The following is a 19,272-nucleotide window of genomic DNA, read 5'->3' on the forward strand; positions in this document are numbered from 1 at the left end:
TCGCTCACGCCGTAGGTTGCGCAGGTTGCGATTGTGACCGCGAACTTTCGTACCAATCCGCCATGCGGAGAGCGCTTCTCAATAGCGAGTCATCGTACTCCACGCCAGTGTCGGTGTTCTTGGCTATGTAGAGAGCCTGGTCGGCAAGGCCCAGGAGTTCATCGAGATCGGCCGCTCCACGATAACACAGCGCGTAGCCGACGCAGGTCGTCACGCTGATCTCATGCCCGTTGACCAGTAATGGTTCAGCGATGGCGGCACGCAATCGCTCCGCCTGCGCGGCAGCTTCATCGGGATCGCAAAGATCACGCTGGATGACAGCAAACTCATCGCCCCCCAGGCGCGCGACAATGTCGCCGGGCGGGAGCGCCTGCATGAGGCGCATGGCGATAGCCTTGAGCAAGCCGTCACCGACGGGATGGCCGAACACATCGTTCACGGGCTTGAAGTTATCGAGATCAAGGCAATGCATCGCGAGAAGACGCTGACCGGAACCGACCGCGATATGGCTGTCGAACCATTCGCGCAATGCGAGCCGGTTGGGAAGCGTCGTCAGGACGTCCCGTCGTGCCAGCGCCTCGAATGTCAGCCGCCTGGCGATCTCGGTGCTGGTGACGCGCCAGCGCGCGAGCAGGCTCTGGCAGCCGCCGGCGAGCAACGCCGACGTCATCGCCGCGGTAATCCAATAGATCGGCTCATGGTGCCACGCAGCGACCAGAATGGTGGGAACGATCGCAATCAGCATGCTGGGAATGGCGATCCACGGTCGCAGCCCCACGCCCGTCGCCGCGCCCGCGCCATATCCGACGAGCAGGCATATCATCAACATATGAAACCGCGCGGGTTCGAGCGTGAAGACGTAGGCGGCTGACGCGCCAAGCACAAAGGCAAATTGATAATAAGTCAGCGCAAAGCGTTTCTCGAGCACACGTGCTCGGGTGGTCTCGAGGTCAGGCGATGCGGCCTCCGCGCCGCCCCATAGCAGAATCCAGATCCGCGCGGCATTGGACAGCAGGCCAACGAACGAAAAGACGGCGAGTACCCGATCACCCGCTTCGAAGGCCATGACGCTCAGCGACAAAACATAGCCGATGGACATGATCGTCGTTGGTATCAACGTGGTGTAGAGGCTCCGGACGAGCTCAACGTAGACGCCGTTCCGCACTGTATCGGTTTGAAATGGCATCCCCGTTCCGCCGCCTTCCTCGTGTCTTGCCACCCATACTACGGGCCAGTTGATTAACGCCATTAGTTAGAAGTCATCCGACGTGAGGTAGCGGTTCACGCAGACCTAAGGCATCTCTTCAAATTGTGAACACTCGACCCGAAAACGTGAAGCCTGGTTCACCAGGAGACATCGGCAGGGTGCTGGTGTCGGCAGGGGATCGTGTTGGCGTCTGGGCTTTACCCGGGCTCCCTGTCCCTGGGTTCCCTATCCAATCCGTCATGGCCCTCAGGGGCCTATCGGAGGTAAACGCCCGCCGCCGGTGGGGTTCCCGAGAGCGATGTCCCGCGACGGCATCATCCCATCAGGCGATGATGAAACATCCACGGATGGAGAACGGACGGTTCCAGTGGCGCGCCGATCGACCGTCCCTCCATGAGAATCGTCCTTCGGTCCAACCCCATGTTCAAAACGGAAAGAGAAGAAGGAATGACGTTAACGGAGGTAACCAACGGAGGTGACCCCGGGAAGAACGGTAACCACGGGAAGAACCGCCGAGGCGTTGGTGAGCGCCTCAGCGGTCTTCGCCAGCACCAAAGGGACGAGTAAAATGGCGCTGGTCGCGGATCGATCATATCAAAACAAGTGAAGTCGCGCGTGCAACTCCGCGTGATTCAATCCCGGGGGTCAGTACTTGAACTCCGGCATCGATTTGAGCTGATCCTTGGTGACGTTCAGGACCGCACGATCCGGAAACCATTCCCGCTTTGTATCGGAGGTTTGCCCCGCACTCGCCTTGTTCGCCTTGTTGGCGAATTTCAGGCTGTCCATCGCGAGCAGGACGTAGTGCGTTCCCATTCCAAGGAAGCCGCCCGCCTCGACAACAACGCCCTTGACCTGGCCCTGTGCGTTGATGATGACGTCCGAAATCTCGCCGACCTTTTCGTTCGCCTCATTATAGATGTTCACGCCCGACATCTTGGATGAGCTCCAGTCTCCGGTGGCGGCGATCGGGGCAGCGGCCTGTGACGGCGTCTTTGCGGTCATTTCAGCGAATGATGCTGTTGGAAGAAAGAAGAGAAGTGCCGCAGCGATGCTAAGTGCTTTCAAGCGAACCTCCTTGGTTTTGAAACTTGAAAACACCCGGCGATCGCCTTCGTTCCTATGTCCGGAACGTAACACAGCAGCAGTTGTCCAAGCGCCCCGTGATCGGGAAACGCGACATCAGCGGCTCTGCTGCTGGAAGGCCTAGAGACCGTCGGCGGCGAAGCCGATTGAGTCCGATCGAACTCATTCGGATTGTTCGATCACTTTGAGGTCCCGAATTTTGTACGTCTTGCCCTCGACGCGAAACTCGACCTTGTCGCCTGGCTTGACGCCCTCGCTCAACGTCGGCGGCGCGACCTGAAACACCATTTCCATCGGCGGCATCAGGCCCACGATCTCTTCGTGATTGATGGTCAAGGATCCCGTCGCCGGATTGATTGCGGTTACAAAGCCGACTCCCTGAAACAGGGCATTGGACTGATCCTGGGACTGATCCCGGGATCGATCCTGGGTCTGGTCTCCGGCCTTGTGAAGCTGGGCCAGCAGAAACTCTATGCGCGACGCTCGGGCGGCGACCGCGCCGTCCCCGGAGGAGAAGGCGTGAGCCTCGCCGAGGTCGAGGCTTACCGCTGTCGCGGCGATGATCCATATGAAAATGCAACGTCTCATGACATGTCCCGAACTGGCAGGCACGGTCTTCCGCAAATTGCGCGGACCGCGCCGGATCAGCCTTACCTGAAACACGCCGGTTCAGGGAAGCGATGAGCGGGCGGCGCCTTATGCCTGACCTGATATGAAGCTATAGAAAATCATGCTACCTTGAATCGCCAAATCAGCATCGATTGACGTCAGTTCAATCCCAGGAGAAAGCAATGCATCGTCGTGAATTCGTGACCGCCATCGGAACCGCGGCAGCCGTCGTCTCGGCGGCTCAAGCCTTCGCCGTCACGGCGGATGCCGCAACCGGCGAATCGATGCACCCGGCAAAATACAAGGCTCTGGAGGAATCCATCGCTCATTGCATCTCGGCAGGCGACGCCTGCATGCGGCATTGTCTCGGCATGTTAAGCATGAAGGACGCCAGCATGGCCGGCTGCACGAACGCGACCTACCAGGTGATTGCCGGCTGCACTGCATTGCGAACGCTGGCGGCGGTCAACTCGCACCACGTTCCAGCCCTGGGCAAGGTCGTCGCGCAGATGTGCACGGATTGCCAGAAGGAATGCGAGAAATTCCCGGATGTGGCGGAGTGCAAGTCGTGCGGCGATGCGTGCAAGACCTGCGCCGAAGAATGCCGCAAGGTGGCGGCATAAGGCAGCCCCGGCCGGGGCATCTTCTCGACAAACAGACCCCGCCATGGTAGTTCCCTGCGCGAAAGGCTAAGGGATTATGCGCCGACGGCTGGGAAGATTTCTTCCGATCGTCATGTTTGCGATGCTGGTGCAGATATTCGCACCCGTCGCAGCCTGTCTGGCGTTCAACCCCGCCACGGCCGATCCACTGGCGGGCGCGATATGCTCTCACGCGCCCGACCCGGGTTCTCCGCAAGCGAGTTTTCCGCAAGACCGTGAGAACGATCCGCAGCAGATGCACGGCGCCTGTGCGTTGTGTTGCGTCATCCAGGCAGCAACCCCGCCCGCCGATCCGCAAGCCTTCGCGGTCGGCATCGAGCGTGACGCAAGCACCGTCATCTGGCGCGGCACGATGTTCGGGCCGCCGCCATTCCCCGTTGACGCCAACGCGCAGGCACGCGCGCCGCCTTCCATTTCCTGATCGACCAAATCTGCAATCACCGCGACTGCATCGTCGCGGCGAGGTCTGTTTGATTGAATGCCTTGTTTGATTGAATGCCGTGGGCGATCGCCCGCATCGGGAATATGTCATGTTTCGTTCTTGCATCCTTTCGAGCGCCAGCGCGCTCGCGTTATTCGCTGTTTGCGACGGGGCCGCGGCGCAGACCGCCGCCTCGACACTGCCAGCCATCACGGTCGACGCCCCGCGCCAGGCCCAGGCCAGTCCGCGCAAAAAGAGAGCGGTCGCCCACCGCGGCACTCCGAGATCATTCCGGCCGCAGCCATCCGTGGCGGTAATGCCGTCGCCGATGCCGACAGAGGCGATGCTCGCGACCCTTCACCAGGCGCCGATCGGACAGCCCCAGACCACCATCGGCCGCGATCAGTTCGACAACAGGCCGTCATTCTCCGTGGCCGACGTGCTGCGTGACAGTCCCGGCATCTCCGTCAAGCAGGGGAATGGACCCCGCGACTTCGGCATCTCGATCCGCGGATCAAACGCGCGCAACGGCTTTGGCATTCGCAACCTGGTGATCTTCGACGATGGCTTCCCGGTCACCCAGCCCGACGGACTGTCCCGCAGCGACCTGATCGATCCTCGTGCCTACGGGGCCATCGACGTCATCCGGGGTCCGTCGTCCGCGCTTTACGGCAATTACGCGACCGGCGGCGCGCTGAACTTCAGGACCCGCCGCGGCGCGGAGATCAACGGCTTCGAGTACGGTTCCGATGCGGGAAGCTACGGATACTTCAACAACTATCTGACGATCGGCCAGAAGACCGGAAACTTCGAAGCCTCGCTGTTCGCGAGCGACACCCGCAGCGACGGCTACACCGGCAACACCTGGTTCAACACCCAGACCGTGAACTTCCTCGGAACGTTTCAGGCAACCCCGGACGACCGCCTCACCTTCAAGCTGATCAACAATACGCTCGACGCGCGCCTGGCGATCCGGTCCTCGCTCAATCAGTTTGACGCCAATCCCTTCCAGCGCGGCTGCGCAACGGCCGCGACCGCCGCTCCCGGCTGCGGCACGATCAGCCTGTTCAATAACGGCTTCAACACAGCCGCCGGAACCACTCCGACAACGGCCGAGCAGGCCGGCTTCGGCCGCACCGATCGCCGGACGATCGTCGGCGGCCGCTGGGAACATGATTTTGATAATCAGACCACCTGGCGCAACCAGCTCGTGTTCGACGATCGCAACATCAGCCAGCCAACCGGCGCCACGGGCGCGATCGGCGACTATCCCTCCTATAACCTCATGAGCGATATCGTCAGACGAGGTCAGATCTTCGGGATGGATGCCACCGGCTATCTCGGCGCGTTCTACAACACCCTGAGCTGGTCCGGCGACACGTATCGCGTGACGCCCGGCGGTAACGCCTCGCGCGGCTCGCTGGTGTCAAATCTCACGGGCATGCACACCAATTACGGCGCGCGTGCGCGCGGAGAAATCCATATCAATGAATCATGGTCCGCGATCGCCGGCATCGGATGGGAGACGACGCATCTCAGGGGCGTCAATACCGCCTATACCTATGCGGGACCGACGGGAATCGCGAGCACGACGATCCGAAGCGTGGATCGCCAGCTCCAGAACACCGCGCCGGAGTTCGCGCTGCAATACCGCGCCGACAAGGACTGGCTCTTCCGTGGGCGGGTCGCGACCGGTTACGGAACGCCGCAGGTCGGCAACCTTTTCGTGCTGCCGAACGGCCAGAACGGCAACAACACCCAGCTCAATCCGCAAAAGAATCTCGGTTACGATCTCGGCTTCGACTGGACGCCGGATCCCACGCTCAGGATCAGCGCGACAGGATTCTACGAGTTCTTCCGCGACGAGCTGGTCACACAGGCAGCTCCCCTCGGCGCGCCGAATGCGAGCTATACGTTCAATGCCCCGAAATCCGAGCATCGGGGCGTCGAACTACTGGCGCAATGGCGCTTCCTGCCAAGCTGGCGTGTGACCGCCGCCTACACCTATCTCGACCAGATCTACACGAGCTACACCGAGAATATCAACAACGGCGCCACTTTCAGCTTCAATCGGGCGGGCAACAGAATTCCCGGCATTTCGCCGAACGAACTGACGGCGCGGCTTTCTTACGACCAGCTCTCGGGCTCCCTGCAAGGCGTTGGCGCGTTCGTCGAGTTTCAATGGAAAGACGCATTCTACATGGACAACGCCAATCTGCTGAAAGCGCCCGGCTACGAACTCGTCAATCTCAATGTGCACTACGACAAGCCCCTGCAATCGGAGTATCTCAAGTCGTTTCATCTTTATTTCGAGGTGAGAAACGTCTTCGACAGGACATTCGTGGCGTCCGCCAACAACATCGCCAATACCGTCACCGCCGCGGGCCTTCAGAACCCCGCAAGCGTTCTGGCCAACACCGGCGGGTCGATCTATGCCGGACAGCCACGCATGTTCATCGCCGGAATGAGGCTTGCGTTCCGATAGCAAAGAGGAGCCTGACCATGATCAGAACAGCAGCCGTCGCTGCGATCGCGCTCTTCCTGCAAGGTGCTGCGAACGCGCAGATGAGCCATCACCACGTCTCGGAGGCGGCCTGCGATACGGCTGAACTGCGTTGCGCGTCCAAGGTCACGCCGGCATTCGCGCCTGACGGAACCTTGTGGCTGGCGTGGATGGCGGGCGGGCGCATTTCGGTGGCGCGCTCCAGGGATCACGGAAAGACGTTTTCAACGCCGGTCGCGGTGTTTGATCAACCGCTCAAGCTCGATTGGGGCCCCGATGCCCGCCCCAGCATGATCGTCGACCGGCACAATCGTATCGCCATCGCCTTTTCGATCTTCAGGGACAAGAACTTCAACGGCGAAGTGCTGTACACGCGCTCCGTCGATGAAGGCCGCAGCTTCAAAAAGCCGGAACCCATTACACCTAGCAAGGAGAGCCAACGCTTCGTGCAACTCGCGCTGGACGGCGACGGTTCGGTCTTCGCTGCCTGGATCGACAAGCGCAACCGCGCTCGGGCAAGCGCTGACAATCAAAGCTATAACGGAGCGGCGTTGTTCTTTTCCTGGTCGAAGGACGGCGGCGGCACCTACTCCGAAACCCGTCCAGTGAAGGACAACACCTGCGAGTGCTGCCGGATCGCCGTCGCATTCGCAGGCTCCGGCAGGCCCGCCGTTCTGTTTCGCAATATCTTCCCGGGCAGCGTTCGCGACCACGCGATCGTCACCTTCGGGGATCCGGCTGCGCCCGGGAAGATCCATCGCGTCAGCCACGACGACTGGAAGACCGACGCGTGCCCGCATCAGGGGCCAAGCCTCGCCATCTCGCCGAAGGGGACCTATCACGCGGTCTGGTTCACCAGCGGCGAAGCCCGAAAGGGGTTGTTCCACGCGCGCTCGACCGACGGCGGACAGACCTTTTCCGAGCCCATGGCGATCGGCAGGCCCGACCGGAACGCGTCGCGCCCCTACGTATTGGCGAGCGGCTCGGGCGCCACGATGGTCTGGAAGGAATTCGACGGCGAGAAGACCACGGTCAAGCTGATCACGTCCGGCGATGACGGAAAAAGCTGGTCGCAACCGCGAGACATCGCCGCGACGACGGACGCGTCCGATCATCCTTTACTTGTAGGTGACGGACGCGATGTCTTCCTGTCCTGGATGACCAAAGCCGACGGCTACCGCATCGCACCGATCAAGGACGCGCCATGAGGCGTCTATCGCTGGTCGCGTTCGTGCTTGTATGCGCATTTCTTCCCCAGGGTCTGGCGGCGCATGATGAATTGCGCGCGTTTCAGCGCGGAAGCTGGCAGGCCATCCTCAATGCACACGCCGGCCGTCCGATGATGGTCAACTTCTGGGGAGTTACCTGCGGTCCTTGCAAGGTCGAACTGCCGCTCCTCGGAAAATTCGTCAAGGACAATCCGGGCGTCGATGTCGTGACGGTCAATGCCGATCTCGTCCCGAACGCGCGCGAGGCGGCGCTGGCGATGCTGCGCAAGGCCGGATTATCTTCGACCGAGAACTGGACCTTCAGCGACGGTTTCGTCGAACGGCTGCGCTATGAGATCGATCCCGCCTGGCAGGGCGACATCCCGCGCACGATGCTGATCGCGCGCGATGGAAAGATCACAACCATTGAAGGCATCGTCGAGCTTTCCAGGGTCAGGGAATGGTTCGCAAGCCAGGCGATCGAGACAAGCCCGGAACGCGCGCGTCAAACGCACGATTGACGCGAACCGTCCGGGAGCTTTGTCCCAACGTTTGAATCCGTGATCTTCGCGGCGAAAGGCTAAGGGATTATGCGCCGGCGGCTGGGAAAATTTCTTCCGATCGTCATGTTTGCGATGCTGGTGCAGATATTCGCACCCGTCGCCGCGCACCTTGCGTTCAGCACGACCACGGCCGATCCGCTGGCGGGCGCGATATGCTCGCACGCACCCGATGCGAGTTCTCCGCAGGATCGTAAGAGCGATCCGCAGCAGATGCACGGCGCCTGCTGCGCCCTGTGTGGCGTCGTCCACCACGCCGCGGCGCCGCCCCCCGATCCGCAAGCCTTCGAAGTCGGGATCGAGCGCGACGCAACCACCATTATCTGGCGCGACCTGACTTTCGACCTGCGGCCGCTGGCGGCCCGTTCCAACGCGCAAGCGCGCGCGCCTCCTTCCATTTCCTGAGCGACAAAACTCAACCGCACCGAAGGTGCCTCTGTTCTCCGTTCTCGGGAGAGAAACCGGTCATGTCTATTCGTGTGTTTGCGCGCTGCTGTGCGGCGTGCGCGACGTCCGCTGTCGCGATTTCATTGATGGTCAACAGCGCTTCGGCGCAGGAACGGCCCGCGCCGCGAGGTGAGGGCGTCACGCTTCCACCGATCACGGTGGTCACAAGTCAGGCTCCCAAGCGCAAGCCGAAGCGCACGGCTGCGCGACCGGCGGCACACGCTACTGCAACATCCAGCCAGCCCGCGCGCACCAATGCTCCGGCCGCGACGATTTTCGAGCGAGGGACCGGCTTCGGCACCCGAACTGACAGCACCGGCAAGGGCTACGCGCTGCCCAACGCAACGACCGGCACCAAGACCGATACGCCACTGATGAACACGCCGATGAGCGTACAGGTCATTCCCCAGGACGTGCTGCGCGACCAGCAGGCCATTGGCCTGGACCAGGCGCTGCGCAATGTCAGCGGCGTCACTTCGGGGCGCGGAGTGGACGAAGAGTTTCTGATCCGAGGCTTCGAGAATATAAACTACTATCGAAACGGACTGCCCTTCCGTGTGGACTACACTCACACGCAAGACCTCGCCAATGTCGATCGCATCGAAGTGCTCAAGGGGCCGGCGTCCATCCTTTACGGGCGGGCGGAGCCGGGCGGCCTCATCAACTTCGTAACCAAGCAGCCTCAAAGGACCCCGTCCTACAACGTCAGGCAACGGCTCGGCAGCTGGAACCTGCGCCGCACCGATCTGGACGCCACCGGAGCGGTAGGCGACGGACCGTTCAGCTACCGGGTGGTCGGCGCACACCAGCGCAACGGCAGCTGGCTCGATCACTACAACGAGGAGCGCAACTTCATCGCTCCCTCTCTTAGCCTGGACATCAACGAGCGAACGCGCACCACGCTGCAGATGGAATATAGCGATTTCAATTACAGGGGCACGGGCAGCCATCTTGGCAGGGCGATTCCAAATATTGACAATCGCCCCCCCGACATCCGCAGAAGCACGAACCTGTCCGACCCATGGTCGATGCAGAACACAAAATACCTGCTGATCTCTTTGAACACCGAACACAGTTTCAACGACAACTGGAGCATCCGCCACAATCTGAGCTACAGCAGGTACACCAACACGGTTTCGGTGCTTTACCCGGACAGTACCGCCGCAAGCAACGGCGATGTGAACCGATATCTCTGGATGGATAACGCCAACGGCGATGACAGCACAAAGAACCTGTACAATTCGCTCGAACTGACAGGAAAATTCGATACCTGGAACGTCAGGCACACCATCCTCGCCGGCGCCGACCACTCGTCACGATACGAGAAAGCAACCTGGGGCGAGCTTTATTCTCCGCCCGCCGGGAGCGATTGGAGCACCAATGTCTTCAACCCGGTCTATACGGCCGCGCCGCCAACCGTCACGGACGCGGACATATACCATGTCAATACGAGCATGCCATGGCACGGCATTTATCTGCAGGACCAGATGCAACTGCCTTACGACGTGTTCGTGCTGGCGGGGCTGCGCTACGATCACGCCTCGCGTTCGGGCATCACCGGCACCACAAATAATCTCAAACCAATCAGCTCAAGCTCCGACTCAAAAGTCACCCCTCGCTTTGGTGTATTATGGCGACCTGTTCAGCAACTCTCCTTCTACGGCAGCTACACCGAGAATTTCGGCGCATCCAATGGAGTTGATTCGTCCGGCCAGCCTCTGCCGCCGCAGACCGCTCAGCAGTTCGAGGCGGGGATCAAGACCGAACTTGCGGGCGGCCGCCTGATCGGCACGCTGGCCCTGTTCGATCTTACCAAGCAGAACGTCGCGGTGCCGGATCCTGCACTTCGCAGCCGCTTGATCGCGATCGGGGAAGCGCGAAGCCGCGGCGTCGAAGTGGACGTATCGGGCGAGATCCTGCCGGGCTGGAACATCAAGGCGGGCTACGCCTACATGCCCTTCGCGAAGATCACGCGCGACACCAACGGCTGGGAAGGCAACCGACTGCACAACACGCCGGTGCATTCCGGCAGCCTGTGGAGCACCTACACGTTTGCTGGCGGCGATTTCGACGGGCTGAAACTGGGGCTCGGTGTGCAGGGGATGGGCCTCACCGAAGCCGCGCGCAACTACAGCGGCGACTATCGCCCGCAAAGGCCGGGCTACGCTATCATGAACGCCATGGCCAGCTACAGCTGGAAGGTGGACAAATCGGTGATGACCGCGCAGCTCAACGTCGAGAACCTGACGGATGAGACCTGGTGGAGCGGCAGCAACGGTTATGGGCAGTATTACATCGGCAGGCCGCGCACATTCACGGTCTCGCTCGGGGTCAAGTACTGATGAACCCGGCGTTTCACACGATAGCGTGGCTGCCGCGCCGCGGTTTCTGGGTGGTTGTTCACCGCTACTTCGGTCTGGCCACGGCGATCTTCATCGCCGTGGCGGCCCTGACCGAGGAACAGGACGCCGCTGCGCGCGAGCCTCATGAGCAAGTGGTGTCGCCGGTGCAGCGTTCAGGATCGATCGAACGTGGTTCCAGCGGCGCCGGCTACGCGCTGAACGTCCAGAGCTGCTCGCTTGCCATGAACCCTGTCAGCAGGAACAGGCCGACGGCGATGATCATGGCCGCGGCGCCAATCTCGATGCCCTTCATGACAAGCACTCCCCTGCCCGGTCGAGCGGCTGTCATGCGACCGGCGAGATCGCGGGCACAGACAGCGAGCGTCGCGATCGCGGCAATCGTGATCGCCGTGCCCGCCCCCATCATCAGGGCCGAACCCATTCCGGTCCAGAACATGTCCTGAGACAATGCGAAGACCAGGATGATGATCGCACCCGAGCAGGGTCGCGCGCCCACGGCCAGAACGGCCGCAAAACCCCTTCTCCAGCCGCCAGCGCCCGCGAGACCCTCCGGTTCCGGGCCGTGCGCGTGTCCGCACGCCGATGCATGGTCATGATCGCAGGCGGGATCGCCATCCTTGCGAGCGGAATGTTCATGCCGGAAGTGATCGCGGGGTTGTCCATGATGTTGTCCATGATGGTGACAACCACAGCCGGCTTCCGCTTCGGAAAAATCCGGAGCGCGCCGCTCAGTGGCGGCCGCGGCGCCGAGGCTTCTTGCACGCCTGATGTCACGGCAGGATCGCAGGAAGCTGCGTCCTTTCACCCAGAGCAAACGAACGCCGATCAGGACAACCAGGCCATAGCTGACGATCTCGATCACGCGGACCGCGTCACCCATGGCCTTTGCGGTGACCTCAAGGACGACCGCCCCGATGGCGACGATGGCAATCGCGACAATCGCCTGAAGCATCGCGGACGCGAACGATAGCGTCACGCCGCGCTTCCAGGTCTCATTGTTCGCGACGAGATAGGAGGAGATCACGGCCTTGCCATGGCCAGGACCGGCAGCGTGGAAAACACCGTAAAGAAACGAAAAGCCGAGCAAAGCCCATATGGCGGCGCCATCGGTCTTGCTGGCGCGGACAAGAGCGGAAAGCGAGCGGTAGAATGCGGCCTGCTGACTGAATATCCAGCCGAAGAAACTCGCGGATGACGAGGCCGTCGCCGGCTGCCGGGAGCCGAACGACAGGCTCTGCGCGGTGACCGCATCCATCACGCCCGCAACGAGAAGCAGCGCGCAGGTAAGGATCGCCAGCTTCGCCGCATATGAGCATCGATGCCCGTGACGATCAGCCATTGCATCCTTCCCGGTTCACGACGTCGTCATGGACACTTGATGCGGATCTTGTTGGAAAAACCCTGTCCGAAAGTATCAAGGGAATCGAGCGGGTTTTGATCGAGCTGACTCATCCGAAGCTGCTCGTCGGCGGTCGGCGCACGCGAACTATCGACGATCAACTGACAGCTCGCGGGCGCTCCGGCCAAAGCGACAGGCTGATCCTTCGCAAGCCCGAAATCGACAAAGATCGTCGGATCATACACCTCGATCAGCATCGCCTTGGCGGCAACAGGCGCCTTCAGCGGCAGCGTAAAATGCAGGATCAAAGCCGAATCCTTGTATTCAAGCCAGTAATCAACGGGATCGGAAAACACCGCTTTCCTGCCATCGGCCTTCGCGTAGGTGAAATAGTCATTCTCCTTGAGGGATGTCACGTTCACGTCCGCAAGCGAGCTCAGTTCCTCGCGCGTATACTGCCCTTTCTTCGCATGTTGGATGCCCTGCAGAGCATAGGCGGAGAACATATCGTCGAACGTCCATGCGTGGCGGATTCCGGTCATCAGACCTTCCGGCGTGTAGAGAACCTCGCTGCGGATGGTGACCCAGACATGCGGATGGGCGCCGGCGGACATCGGCGTGGCCGCAAGGAAAAGAAGCGCAAGACAAATGATCGCCCGGATCTGGCTCATGATCCCGAGAGCGATAAGGACAAGTGCGGCGGAATAGCGGCGGCGATCGGAATCGCAAGGGATCCGCGCCATCGCCAACCAGGCTCCTCACGATCGCAACCTTATGCGCCAACTAAGCGGCTTGACGAACGCTATCTTATATTCTATAGTTCATTGGAATATTGGATTTGTTCGCGAGATGGTTTCCGATCCTCAATGGCATCAGCTTGAGCTGGCCGCCGAAATGCTCAAGGCGCTGGCTGACCCGCACCGGCTTGGCATCCTCTTGCGATTATCAAAACGCGAACTGAGCGTTGGAGAACTCGCCGAGATCGAACAGGAGAAGGTCACTACCATGTCCGCCCGTTTGAAGGTCCTGCTGACGGCGCACCTCGTCAAACGGCGACGCAAGGGCCAGAGCGTCCTTTATTCGTTAGCCGACACGCACGTTCTCAACCTCGTGGACAATGCGATCGAGCACGCTTGTGAAGGCCACTAAACCCCAGCCAGGAAAGGAAAGTACATGACGACTCATGCTGATCATTCGCACAAGCACGGGCCTTCATGCGGCCACGTCGGGATCAAACACGGCGATCATGTCGACTACCTGCATGACGGCCATCTGCACCATCAGGCCGGCGACGCCGTTGAGGAGCACGCCATCGACGTCAGCGCCGAAAATCCCGACCGTTGCACGCCGGAGTTTGGTCATGTGGGCCACGACGCCGGCCATGTTCATGGTCCCGACTGCGGGCATCAGGCCGTTCCTCACGGCGATCACGTCGATTACCTCGTGAACGGCCGGCTTCATCATCCTCATGGCGATCATTGCGATGACCACGGATCGATCGAGGTCGTCGCCGGCTAGCGCGTGTTCGAGCGAAGTGGACACCGGCTCGCGCGAAGAAAACGCGACAAAACAAAATCATAAAGCCCGCTTCTGATTCCATCAGAAGCGGAAAGGCTCTAGGGTCGGGCCGCGTTCGGTTTTTTGCCGTCAGGAAACGACTTTCCCGTCATTGCCAAATGATGCCAAAGCCGTATGCTTGGCGGATTGAAGGCTGGCCGGCACGGAGTCGAGGCATGAGAATACTGACCGTCGCGTTCGCTCTTGGCTCGGCCCTGGCGCTGTGTTGCTCGGGAGCGTTCATTGCACCCGCCCATGCGAAGCCCAGGCGGGTCATCATCGTCACGCCTCCAACCCCGCAACCCTACTGGGACTCCTATATCGTTCCGCGATACCAATATCGTCCCGAAGACGATCGAGTGGACCCATGCGGCGGACCGGTCGTGCCGGTGATACGATATGGAGCTCAAGAGGCAACGATCCCCTTCTGGCTCGCGAACGATATGGGTCTTGGCCTTGTGCATGGCCGGGACTGGCCGTGTCGGGGGCGGCGCTATCGTTAAACTCGAAAACGCTGTTCAGACCGTAGCGAACCCGAGCCGCCCCGTGAGGACAAGGCCCGCCTCGTTCACGTCGGGTACGACCTTGATCGCGGCCTGCTTGCGATCGTCTCTGTTCCACCATCCGCCGCCAAGCGCCTGAAACAGCGCAACCGTATTCGCCAGTTGCGCGGCCTGCGCATCAAGACGCGCGAGAGAAGTCTCCAGATATGCCTCCTGCGCGGCGAGCAGAAGCGGCACGCTGATCTGTCCCTGATCGACCTGTTTGCGCACCAGGGTGATGCTCTCCGTCGCCGATCGCTCCGCGCCTGTCGCCGCGCTGATCGCGCGCGTGCCCGCCTGAAGGGCCCGCAACACATCCGCGACGTTCTGAAAAGCCGCGAGAACGACGCTGCGATACTGAGCGAGCGACTGAACGGCTTCCGCCTCCGCCGCACGCTGCCGGTTTTCCAACGTCCCGGCGTCAAAAATGGTCTGAGCCGCACTGCCGGCAACGATCCCGAGCCACGCGCCCGGAGTAGCCAATTGCGCAAACTGGGCCGATGCGGCGCCGGAACTTGCGGTCAGGGTAATCTGCGGAAGGCGATTGGCGATCGCCACTCCGATCATCGCATTGTTCGACTGAAAGTTCGCTTCGGCGGCCTGAATATCCGGGCGCTGCCTTACGAGATCGGCCGGAAGAGTGAGAGGCAGGCGACGGGGCATTCGAAATGACCCGAGATCGAAGGTTTCCTTTGGGTTGTCGCTCGCCAGACGCCCGGTCAGGAATGACAACAGATGACGCTGTTGCGCGAGCTTCTTTTCGAGATCCGGCAACAGCAGCCGGGTCTGCGCAACCGCGGTCTCCTGCGCCGCGACGTCGGTCTGGGCGATCTGACCCTGCTCCTGCTGCCGCCGCAGCAGCCTCAAAACCTCGCCCTGCAAACCAAGGACGCGACGGGTCGCCGCGATATGCCCCCGCAGCCGGCCTTCCTCGATCGCCGCAAGCGCGATGTTGCTGGCCAATGTCAGATAGACTCCCTCGCGCTGGAACGCGCGCATCCTCGCCTGCGAATTCGCGGATTCGACCAGACGGCGCGTCCCTCCCCACACATCGGCAAGGTAGGACACGGTGACCTGGCCGGTGTGCAGGCTCAGAAGGTGGGCGTTCGACTCGAGCGGTGATTGCAGGTCGACCGGCACCTGCTGGCGCGAGGATTCGAAGTTTCCCATGACGCTGGGAAACAGCGCCCCGCGCTGGGCCAGCGCGTTGGCCTGCGCCACCCTGACCGCGGCCTCCGCAACGGCGAGATCCGCATTGTGCGCGATGCCATCCTCCACAAGGCGGTTCAGCGCGGGCGAACGGAGCAGCTCCCACCATTGGGGAGGAACCTCCGCGGTGCGCACGATCGAATGTCCGGGCACACGATCTCCGGCGCGATCGGACAAGTACTTGGCGGTGTCCGGAGGCGCCGGAGGCTTGAAGTCAGGTCCCACCGCGCAGCCTGAAAGCACCGGTGATGCGGCAGCCAGGAACGCCACGATGAAACATCGCGTGCAGGACAACGCCAGCATCCCAGCCGTTCCCGATGAAGGAAATCCAGATCCGTTCTGTCGACTTGACCGCACGAAATGCCTCTTCAACCTCGGCTCGCGAACCGACCTTCTATTCCGCCGGTTTACACGCCGCTTCGGGAACGGCCGCTACCGTCCGTCGGCGAGAAAACAACGCGATGAGAGCCGGCAAAGCGACGAGGATCACCACCGGAGCCACCATCATTCCGCCGACCACGACGACAGCCAGCGGTTTTTGCACCTGTGATCCGATTCCGGTCGAGACGGCGGCGGGCAGCAGGCCGATTCCCGCAATCACGCACGTCATCAGGACAGGGCGCATTTGAACCTCTCCGGCTCTTATGATCGCATCGATCCGTTGCATGCCCGACTCCAGGAACTGATTGTATTGCGACAGGATCAGGATCCCGTTCATCACCGAAATGCCGAACAGCGCGATAAAGCCGATGGCGGCCGAGACGCTGAAAGGAATGCCCGTCGCGAACAGCGCGAAGACACCGCCGATCACCGCCATCGGAATGACGCTCAACGCCAGCAACGTATCACGTATGGAGGTGAAGTTGATCCATAACAGCAACCCGATGATGCCAAGGCTGAACGGCACGACAATCTGCAGACGGCCGATCGCTTCCTGCAGATTGCGGAATTCTCCCACCCATTGCAGCTGGGTGCCGGCAGGCAATTTCACGCCCTGCGCAATTCGCTGTTCGGCTTCCTTGATGGTGCTTCCCAGATCGCGGTCACGAACACTGAACTTGATCGGCAGGTAACGCTGCTGCTGTTCCCGGTAGATGTATGAGGGACCGGTGACGAGCCGGATGCGCGCGACCTCGCTCAACGGAATCTGCGTTATTCCCTTGGCCCCGGATACGCCGATCGTCAGCTTGCTGATCGCCTCCGCGCTCTGGCGATACTGCGGAGCCAGCCGCACCACGATCGGAAAATGGCGATCACTTCCGTGCTCGTAGAGGTCGCCCGCTGACTCTCCGCCGACGGCCGTCCGGATCGTCGAATTGATATCGCCCGGCGACAGTCCGTAGCGGGCAGCGCGCTCACGATCGATGCTGATCTGAATCGTCGGCTGGCCCAGCGAGGTGAAGACGCCGAGGTCCGTCACGCCCGGAACCTTCTCGAGCACCGCCTTGATCTCGTCGGCCGTGTCCGTCAGCTCCTGCAGATCATTGCCGAACACCTTGATGGAGTTCTCGCCTTTGACGCCCGACACCTGCTCGGCCACATTGTCCTGCAGATACTGCGAGAAATTGAACTCGATGCCCGGAAATTCGTTTCTGAGCCGCGCCTGGATTTCTTCAGTCAGCTTTTCCTTGTCCACGCCATGGCGCCACTGACTGACCGGCTTCAGCGGAGTGAAAAATTCGACATTGAAAAAGCCGGCGGCGTCCGTTCCGTCGTCGGGGCGGCCATGCTGCGTCACGACCGTGTCCACCTCGGGAAAGCTGCGGATCAGCCTGCGCATCCGGTTGGCATAGCCATTCCCCTCCTGAAGGGAGATCGTTGCCGGCATGGTGGCGCGTATCCACAGATTGCCCTCTTCCAGCTTGGGAAGGAACTCCAGCCCCAGAAATCGCATCGCGATTCCCGCCAGGACAAACACCGCCAGCGTCACCGCGACCGTGGCCCTTTTATTGGCGACAGCGTTTCGCAGGATCGGACTGTAGAAACCGTGCAGCGTGCGGACCAGCCAGGTTTCCGTCTCCTGAACATGCTCGGGCAACAGAAGCGCGCTGAGCGCAGGGGTCACGGTAAAAGTCGCCAGCAGCCCCCCCGCGATGGCGTAGGCATAGGTCTTGGCCATGGGGCCAAAGATGTGCCCCTCGACGCCGCTCATGGTGAAAAGCGGTATGAACCCCGCGATGATGATGCCGGTCGCGAACAGGATCGAGCGGTTGACGCCCGCGCCCGCGATATAAATGGCGAGAAGCTTTCCGCTCAATCCGGACGCGTTGTCGTCCTCGGGCAACGCCCTCTCGCCGCCATGCCCGAGTTCCCGGAATATTCGCTCGACCATGATCACGGTGGCGTCGACGATCAAACCGAAATCGATCGCCCCGACCGATAACAGGTTGGCGGATTCGCCGCGCAGAACCATGATCCCGATGGCGAAGAACAATGCGAACGGAATCGTCGCGCCCACGATCAACGCGCTGCGAAGATTCCCGAGGAACACCCACTGCAACGCAAAGATCAGCAGGATGCCGACCGTCATGTTGTGCAGGACAGTATGCGTCGTGGTGTCGATGAGATCCTGACGATCGTAGATTCGTTCGATCCGCACACCGGGAGGCAGAATCCCGGATGTATTGATACGCTCGACTTCAGCCTTCACCCGCTCGATGGTCGGACTGCTTTGCTGGCCGCGCCGCATCAGAACGATGCCCTGGACGATATCGTCGTCGTTGTCCTGGCCGGCGATACCGAGGCGGGGCTGATGGCCGATGATGACCGTGCCAACGTCCCGGACCAGGACAGGATTGCCGCCAGCCTGCGTCAACATGGTGTTGTTGATGTCGTCGCTCGAGCGTATCAACCCGACACCGCGCACGACTGCCGACTGCGTGCCGAGATTGACGATGTTTCCGCCGACATTCAGGTTGCTGCTGCGCAGCGTCTGCAGCAATTGCGTCAGCGTCAGCCTGTGGGCGACAAGCTTGTCGAGATCGACCTGGAGTTCGAATGTCTTGGTCTTGCCGCCCCAGCCGATGACATCCACGATACCGGGCACCGCGCGAAACCGCCGTTGCAGCAGCCAATCCTGAAGGGTCTTCAGATCGAGCACGCTGAAGCCGGGCGGGCCGACTAGCCGGTAGCGATAAACCTCGCCGACGGGGCTGACGGGACTGATGGTTGGCTGCGCGCCCTCCGGCAGTCCGGAGAGCTGCGACAGACGGTTCAGAACCTGCTGGAGCGCCTCATCATAGGTATAGGCATAGGTGAACTGCAGCTTGACGTCCGACAGGCCGTAAAGGGAGATGGTTCTCATCACCCGGAGGTTCGGCACACCGGAAAGCTGGGTTTCGATCGGAATCGTGATGTAGCGTTCGATTTCCTCGGCGGAGAGTCCGGCGCTTTGCGTGATCACGTCCACCATCGGCGGAACGGGATCAGGGTAGGCCTCGATGTTCAGGGCCCTGAACGCAGCAATCCCGCCGGCCATGGTCATCATGAAGAGGACCAGCACCAGAACGCGCTGCCGCAATGCAAACGCGACAATCGGATTGATCATGGCAAGCTATCG

16 protein-coding genes are annotated in these 19,272 nt (G+C 61.2%); 8 read left to right on the top strand and 8 right to left on the bottom strand.

Going from position 1 to position 19,272, the window contains the following annotated elements; genetic code table 11:
• Positions 1-4 precede the first annotated feature (4 nt).
• The 3 genes from ACMYR2_RS16890 to ACMYR2_RS16900 form a co-directional block, all read right to left on the bottom strand.
• On the bottom strand, positions 5-1,186 hold the full coding sequence (locus ACMYR2_RS16890) for a GGDEF domain-containing protein (protein ID WP_347262942.1): 1,182 nt from the start codon (positions 1,184-1,186) through the stop codon (positions 5-7).
• A 666-nt stretch (positions 1,187-1,852) separates the two neighbouring features.
• Entirely contained in the window at positions 1,853-2,212 is a 360-nt protein-coding gene (locus ACMYR2_RS16895; RefSeq protein ID WP_347262941.1) for a PRC-barrel domain-containing protein, read from the bottom strand.
• Between the two features lie 243 nt (positions 2,213-2,455).
• The gene (locus ACMYR2_RS16900; protein WP_347262940.1) at positions 2,456-2,881 is read right to left on the bottom strand and encodes a copper-binding protein; all 426 of its coding nucleotides are present in this window, start codon (positions 2,879-2,881) and stop codon (positions 2,456-2,458) included.
• Positions 2,882-3,084: 203 nt separating this feature from the next.
• On the opposite strand from ACMYR2_RS16900, the gene ACMYR2_RS16905 reads away from it, so the two are divergent.
• From ACMYR2_RS16905 to ACMYR2_RS16935, 7 genes are all read left to right on the top strand, one after another.
• Complete coding sequence (locus tag ACMYR2_RS16905; RefSeq protein WP_347262939.1) at positions 3,085-3,525, top strand: four-helix bundle copper-binding protein; 441 nt, start codon at positions 3,085-3,087, stop codon at positions 3,523-3,525.
• Positions 3,526-3,601: 76 nt separating this feature from the next.
• A complete protein-coding gene (locus tag ACMYR2_RS16910; RefSeq protein WP_347262938.1) occupies positions 3,602-3,985 on the top strand; it encodes a DUF2946 domain-containing protein in 384 nt (127 codons plus the stop codon).
• Positions 3,986-4,094: 109 nt separating this feature from the next.
• A complete protein-coding gene (locus ACMYR2_RS16915) occupies positions 4,095-6,470 on the top strand; it encodes a TonB-dependent receptor family protein (RefSeq protein ID WP_416193326.1) in 2,376 nt (791 codons plus the stop codon).
• A gap of 17 nt (positions 6,471-6,487) precedes the next feature.
• Complete coding sequence (locus tag ACMYR2_RS16920) at positions 6,488-7,696, top strand: sialidase family protein (RefSeq protein WP_416193327.1); 1,209 nt, start codon at positions 6,488-6,490, stop codon at positions 7,694-7,696.
• A complete protein-coding gene (locus ACMYR2_RS16925) occupies positions 7,693-8,217 on the top strand; it encodes a TlpA disulfide reductase family protein (protein ID WP_347262935.1) in 525 nt (174 codons plus the stop codon). Before ACMYR2_RS16920 ends, ACMYR2_RS16925 begins: the two co-directional genes overlap by 4 nt.
• Before the next feature lie 69 nt (positions 8,218-8,286).
• A complete protein-coding gene (locus tag ACMYR2_RS16930; protein ID WP_347262934.1) occupies positions 8,287-8,661 on the top strand; it encodes a DUF2946 domain-containing protein in 375 nt (124 codons plus the stop codon).
• Positions 8,662-8,723: 62 nt separating this feature from the next.
• Positions 8,724-11,045, top strand: coding sequence for a TonB-dependent siderophore receptor (locus ACMYR2_RS16935; RefSeq protein WP_416193328.1), 2,322 nt, complete (start codon positions 8,724-8,726; stop codon positions 11,043-11,045).
• 208 nt (positions 11,046-11,253) lie between these two features.
• Here the strand turns inward: ACMYR2_RS16935 and ACMYR2_RS16940 are convergent, their stop codons facing one another.
• Positions 11,254-12,405 carry a nickel/cobalt transporter gene (locus tag ACMYR2_RS16940; protein ID WP_416193329.1) on the bottom strand — a complete coding sequence of 384 codons (1,152 nt, stop codon included), beginning with the start codon at positions 12,403-12,405 and terminating at the stop codon, positions 11,254-11,256.
• A gap of 26 nt (positions 12,406-12,431) precedes the next feature.
• Entirely contained in the window at positions 12,432-13,076 is a 645-nt protein-coding gene (locus ACMYR2_RS16945) for a DUF1007 family protein (protein ID WP_347262965.1), read from the bottom strand.
• Positions 13,077-13,254: 178 nt separating this feature from the next.
• Between ACMYR2_RS16945 and ACMYR2_RS16950 the strand changes: the two genes are divergently transcribed.
• Positions 13,255-13,554: an ArsR/SmtB family transcription factor gene (locus ACMYR2_RS16950; RefSeq protein WP_041345183.1), complete on the top strand. Its 300-nt coding sequence runs from the start codon at positions 13,255-13,257 to the stop codon at positions 13,552-13,554.
• Positions 13,555-13,617: 63 nt separating this feature from the next.
• Here the strand turns inward: ACMYR2_RS16950 and ACMYR2_RS16955 are convergent, their stop codons facing one another.
• From ACMYR2_RS16955 to ACMYR2_RS16965, 3 genes are all read right to left on the bottom strand, one after another.
• A complete protein-coding gene (locus tag ACMYR2_RS16955) occupies positions 13,618-13,884 on the bottom strand; it encodes a hypothetical protein (protein WP_416193330.1) in 267 nt (88 codons plus the stop codon).
• A 596-nt stretch (positions 13,885-14,480) separates the two neighbouring features.
• Complete coding sequence (locus ACMYR2_RS16960; protein WP_347262930.1) at positions 14,481-16,016, bottom strand: efflux transporter outer membrane subunit; 1,536 nt, start codon at positions 16,014-16,016, stop codon at positions 14,481-14,483.
• Positions 16,017-16,107: 91 nt separating this feature from the next.
• Positions 16,108-19,260 (bottom strand): efflux RND transporter permease subunit, encoded by a 3,153-nt coding sequence (locus ACMYR2_RS16965; RefSeq protein WP_416193331.1) that lies wholly within the window; start codon positions 19,258-19,260, stop codon positions 16,108-16,110.
• Positions 19,261-19,272: the final 12 nt, after the last annotated feature.

This window comes from Nitrobacter sp. TKz-YC01, assembly GCF_047824785.1.
Taxonomy (GTDB): Bacteria; Pseudomonadota; Alphaproteobacteria; order Rhizobiales; family Xanthobacteraceae; genus Nitrobacter.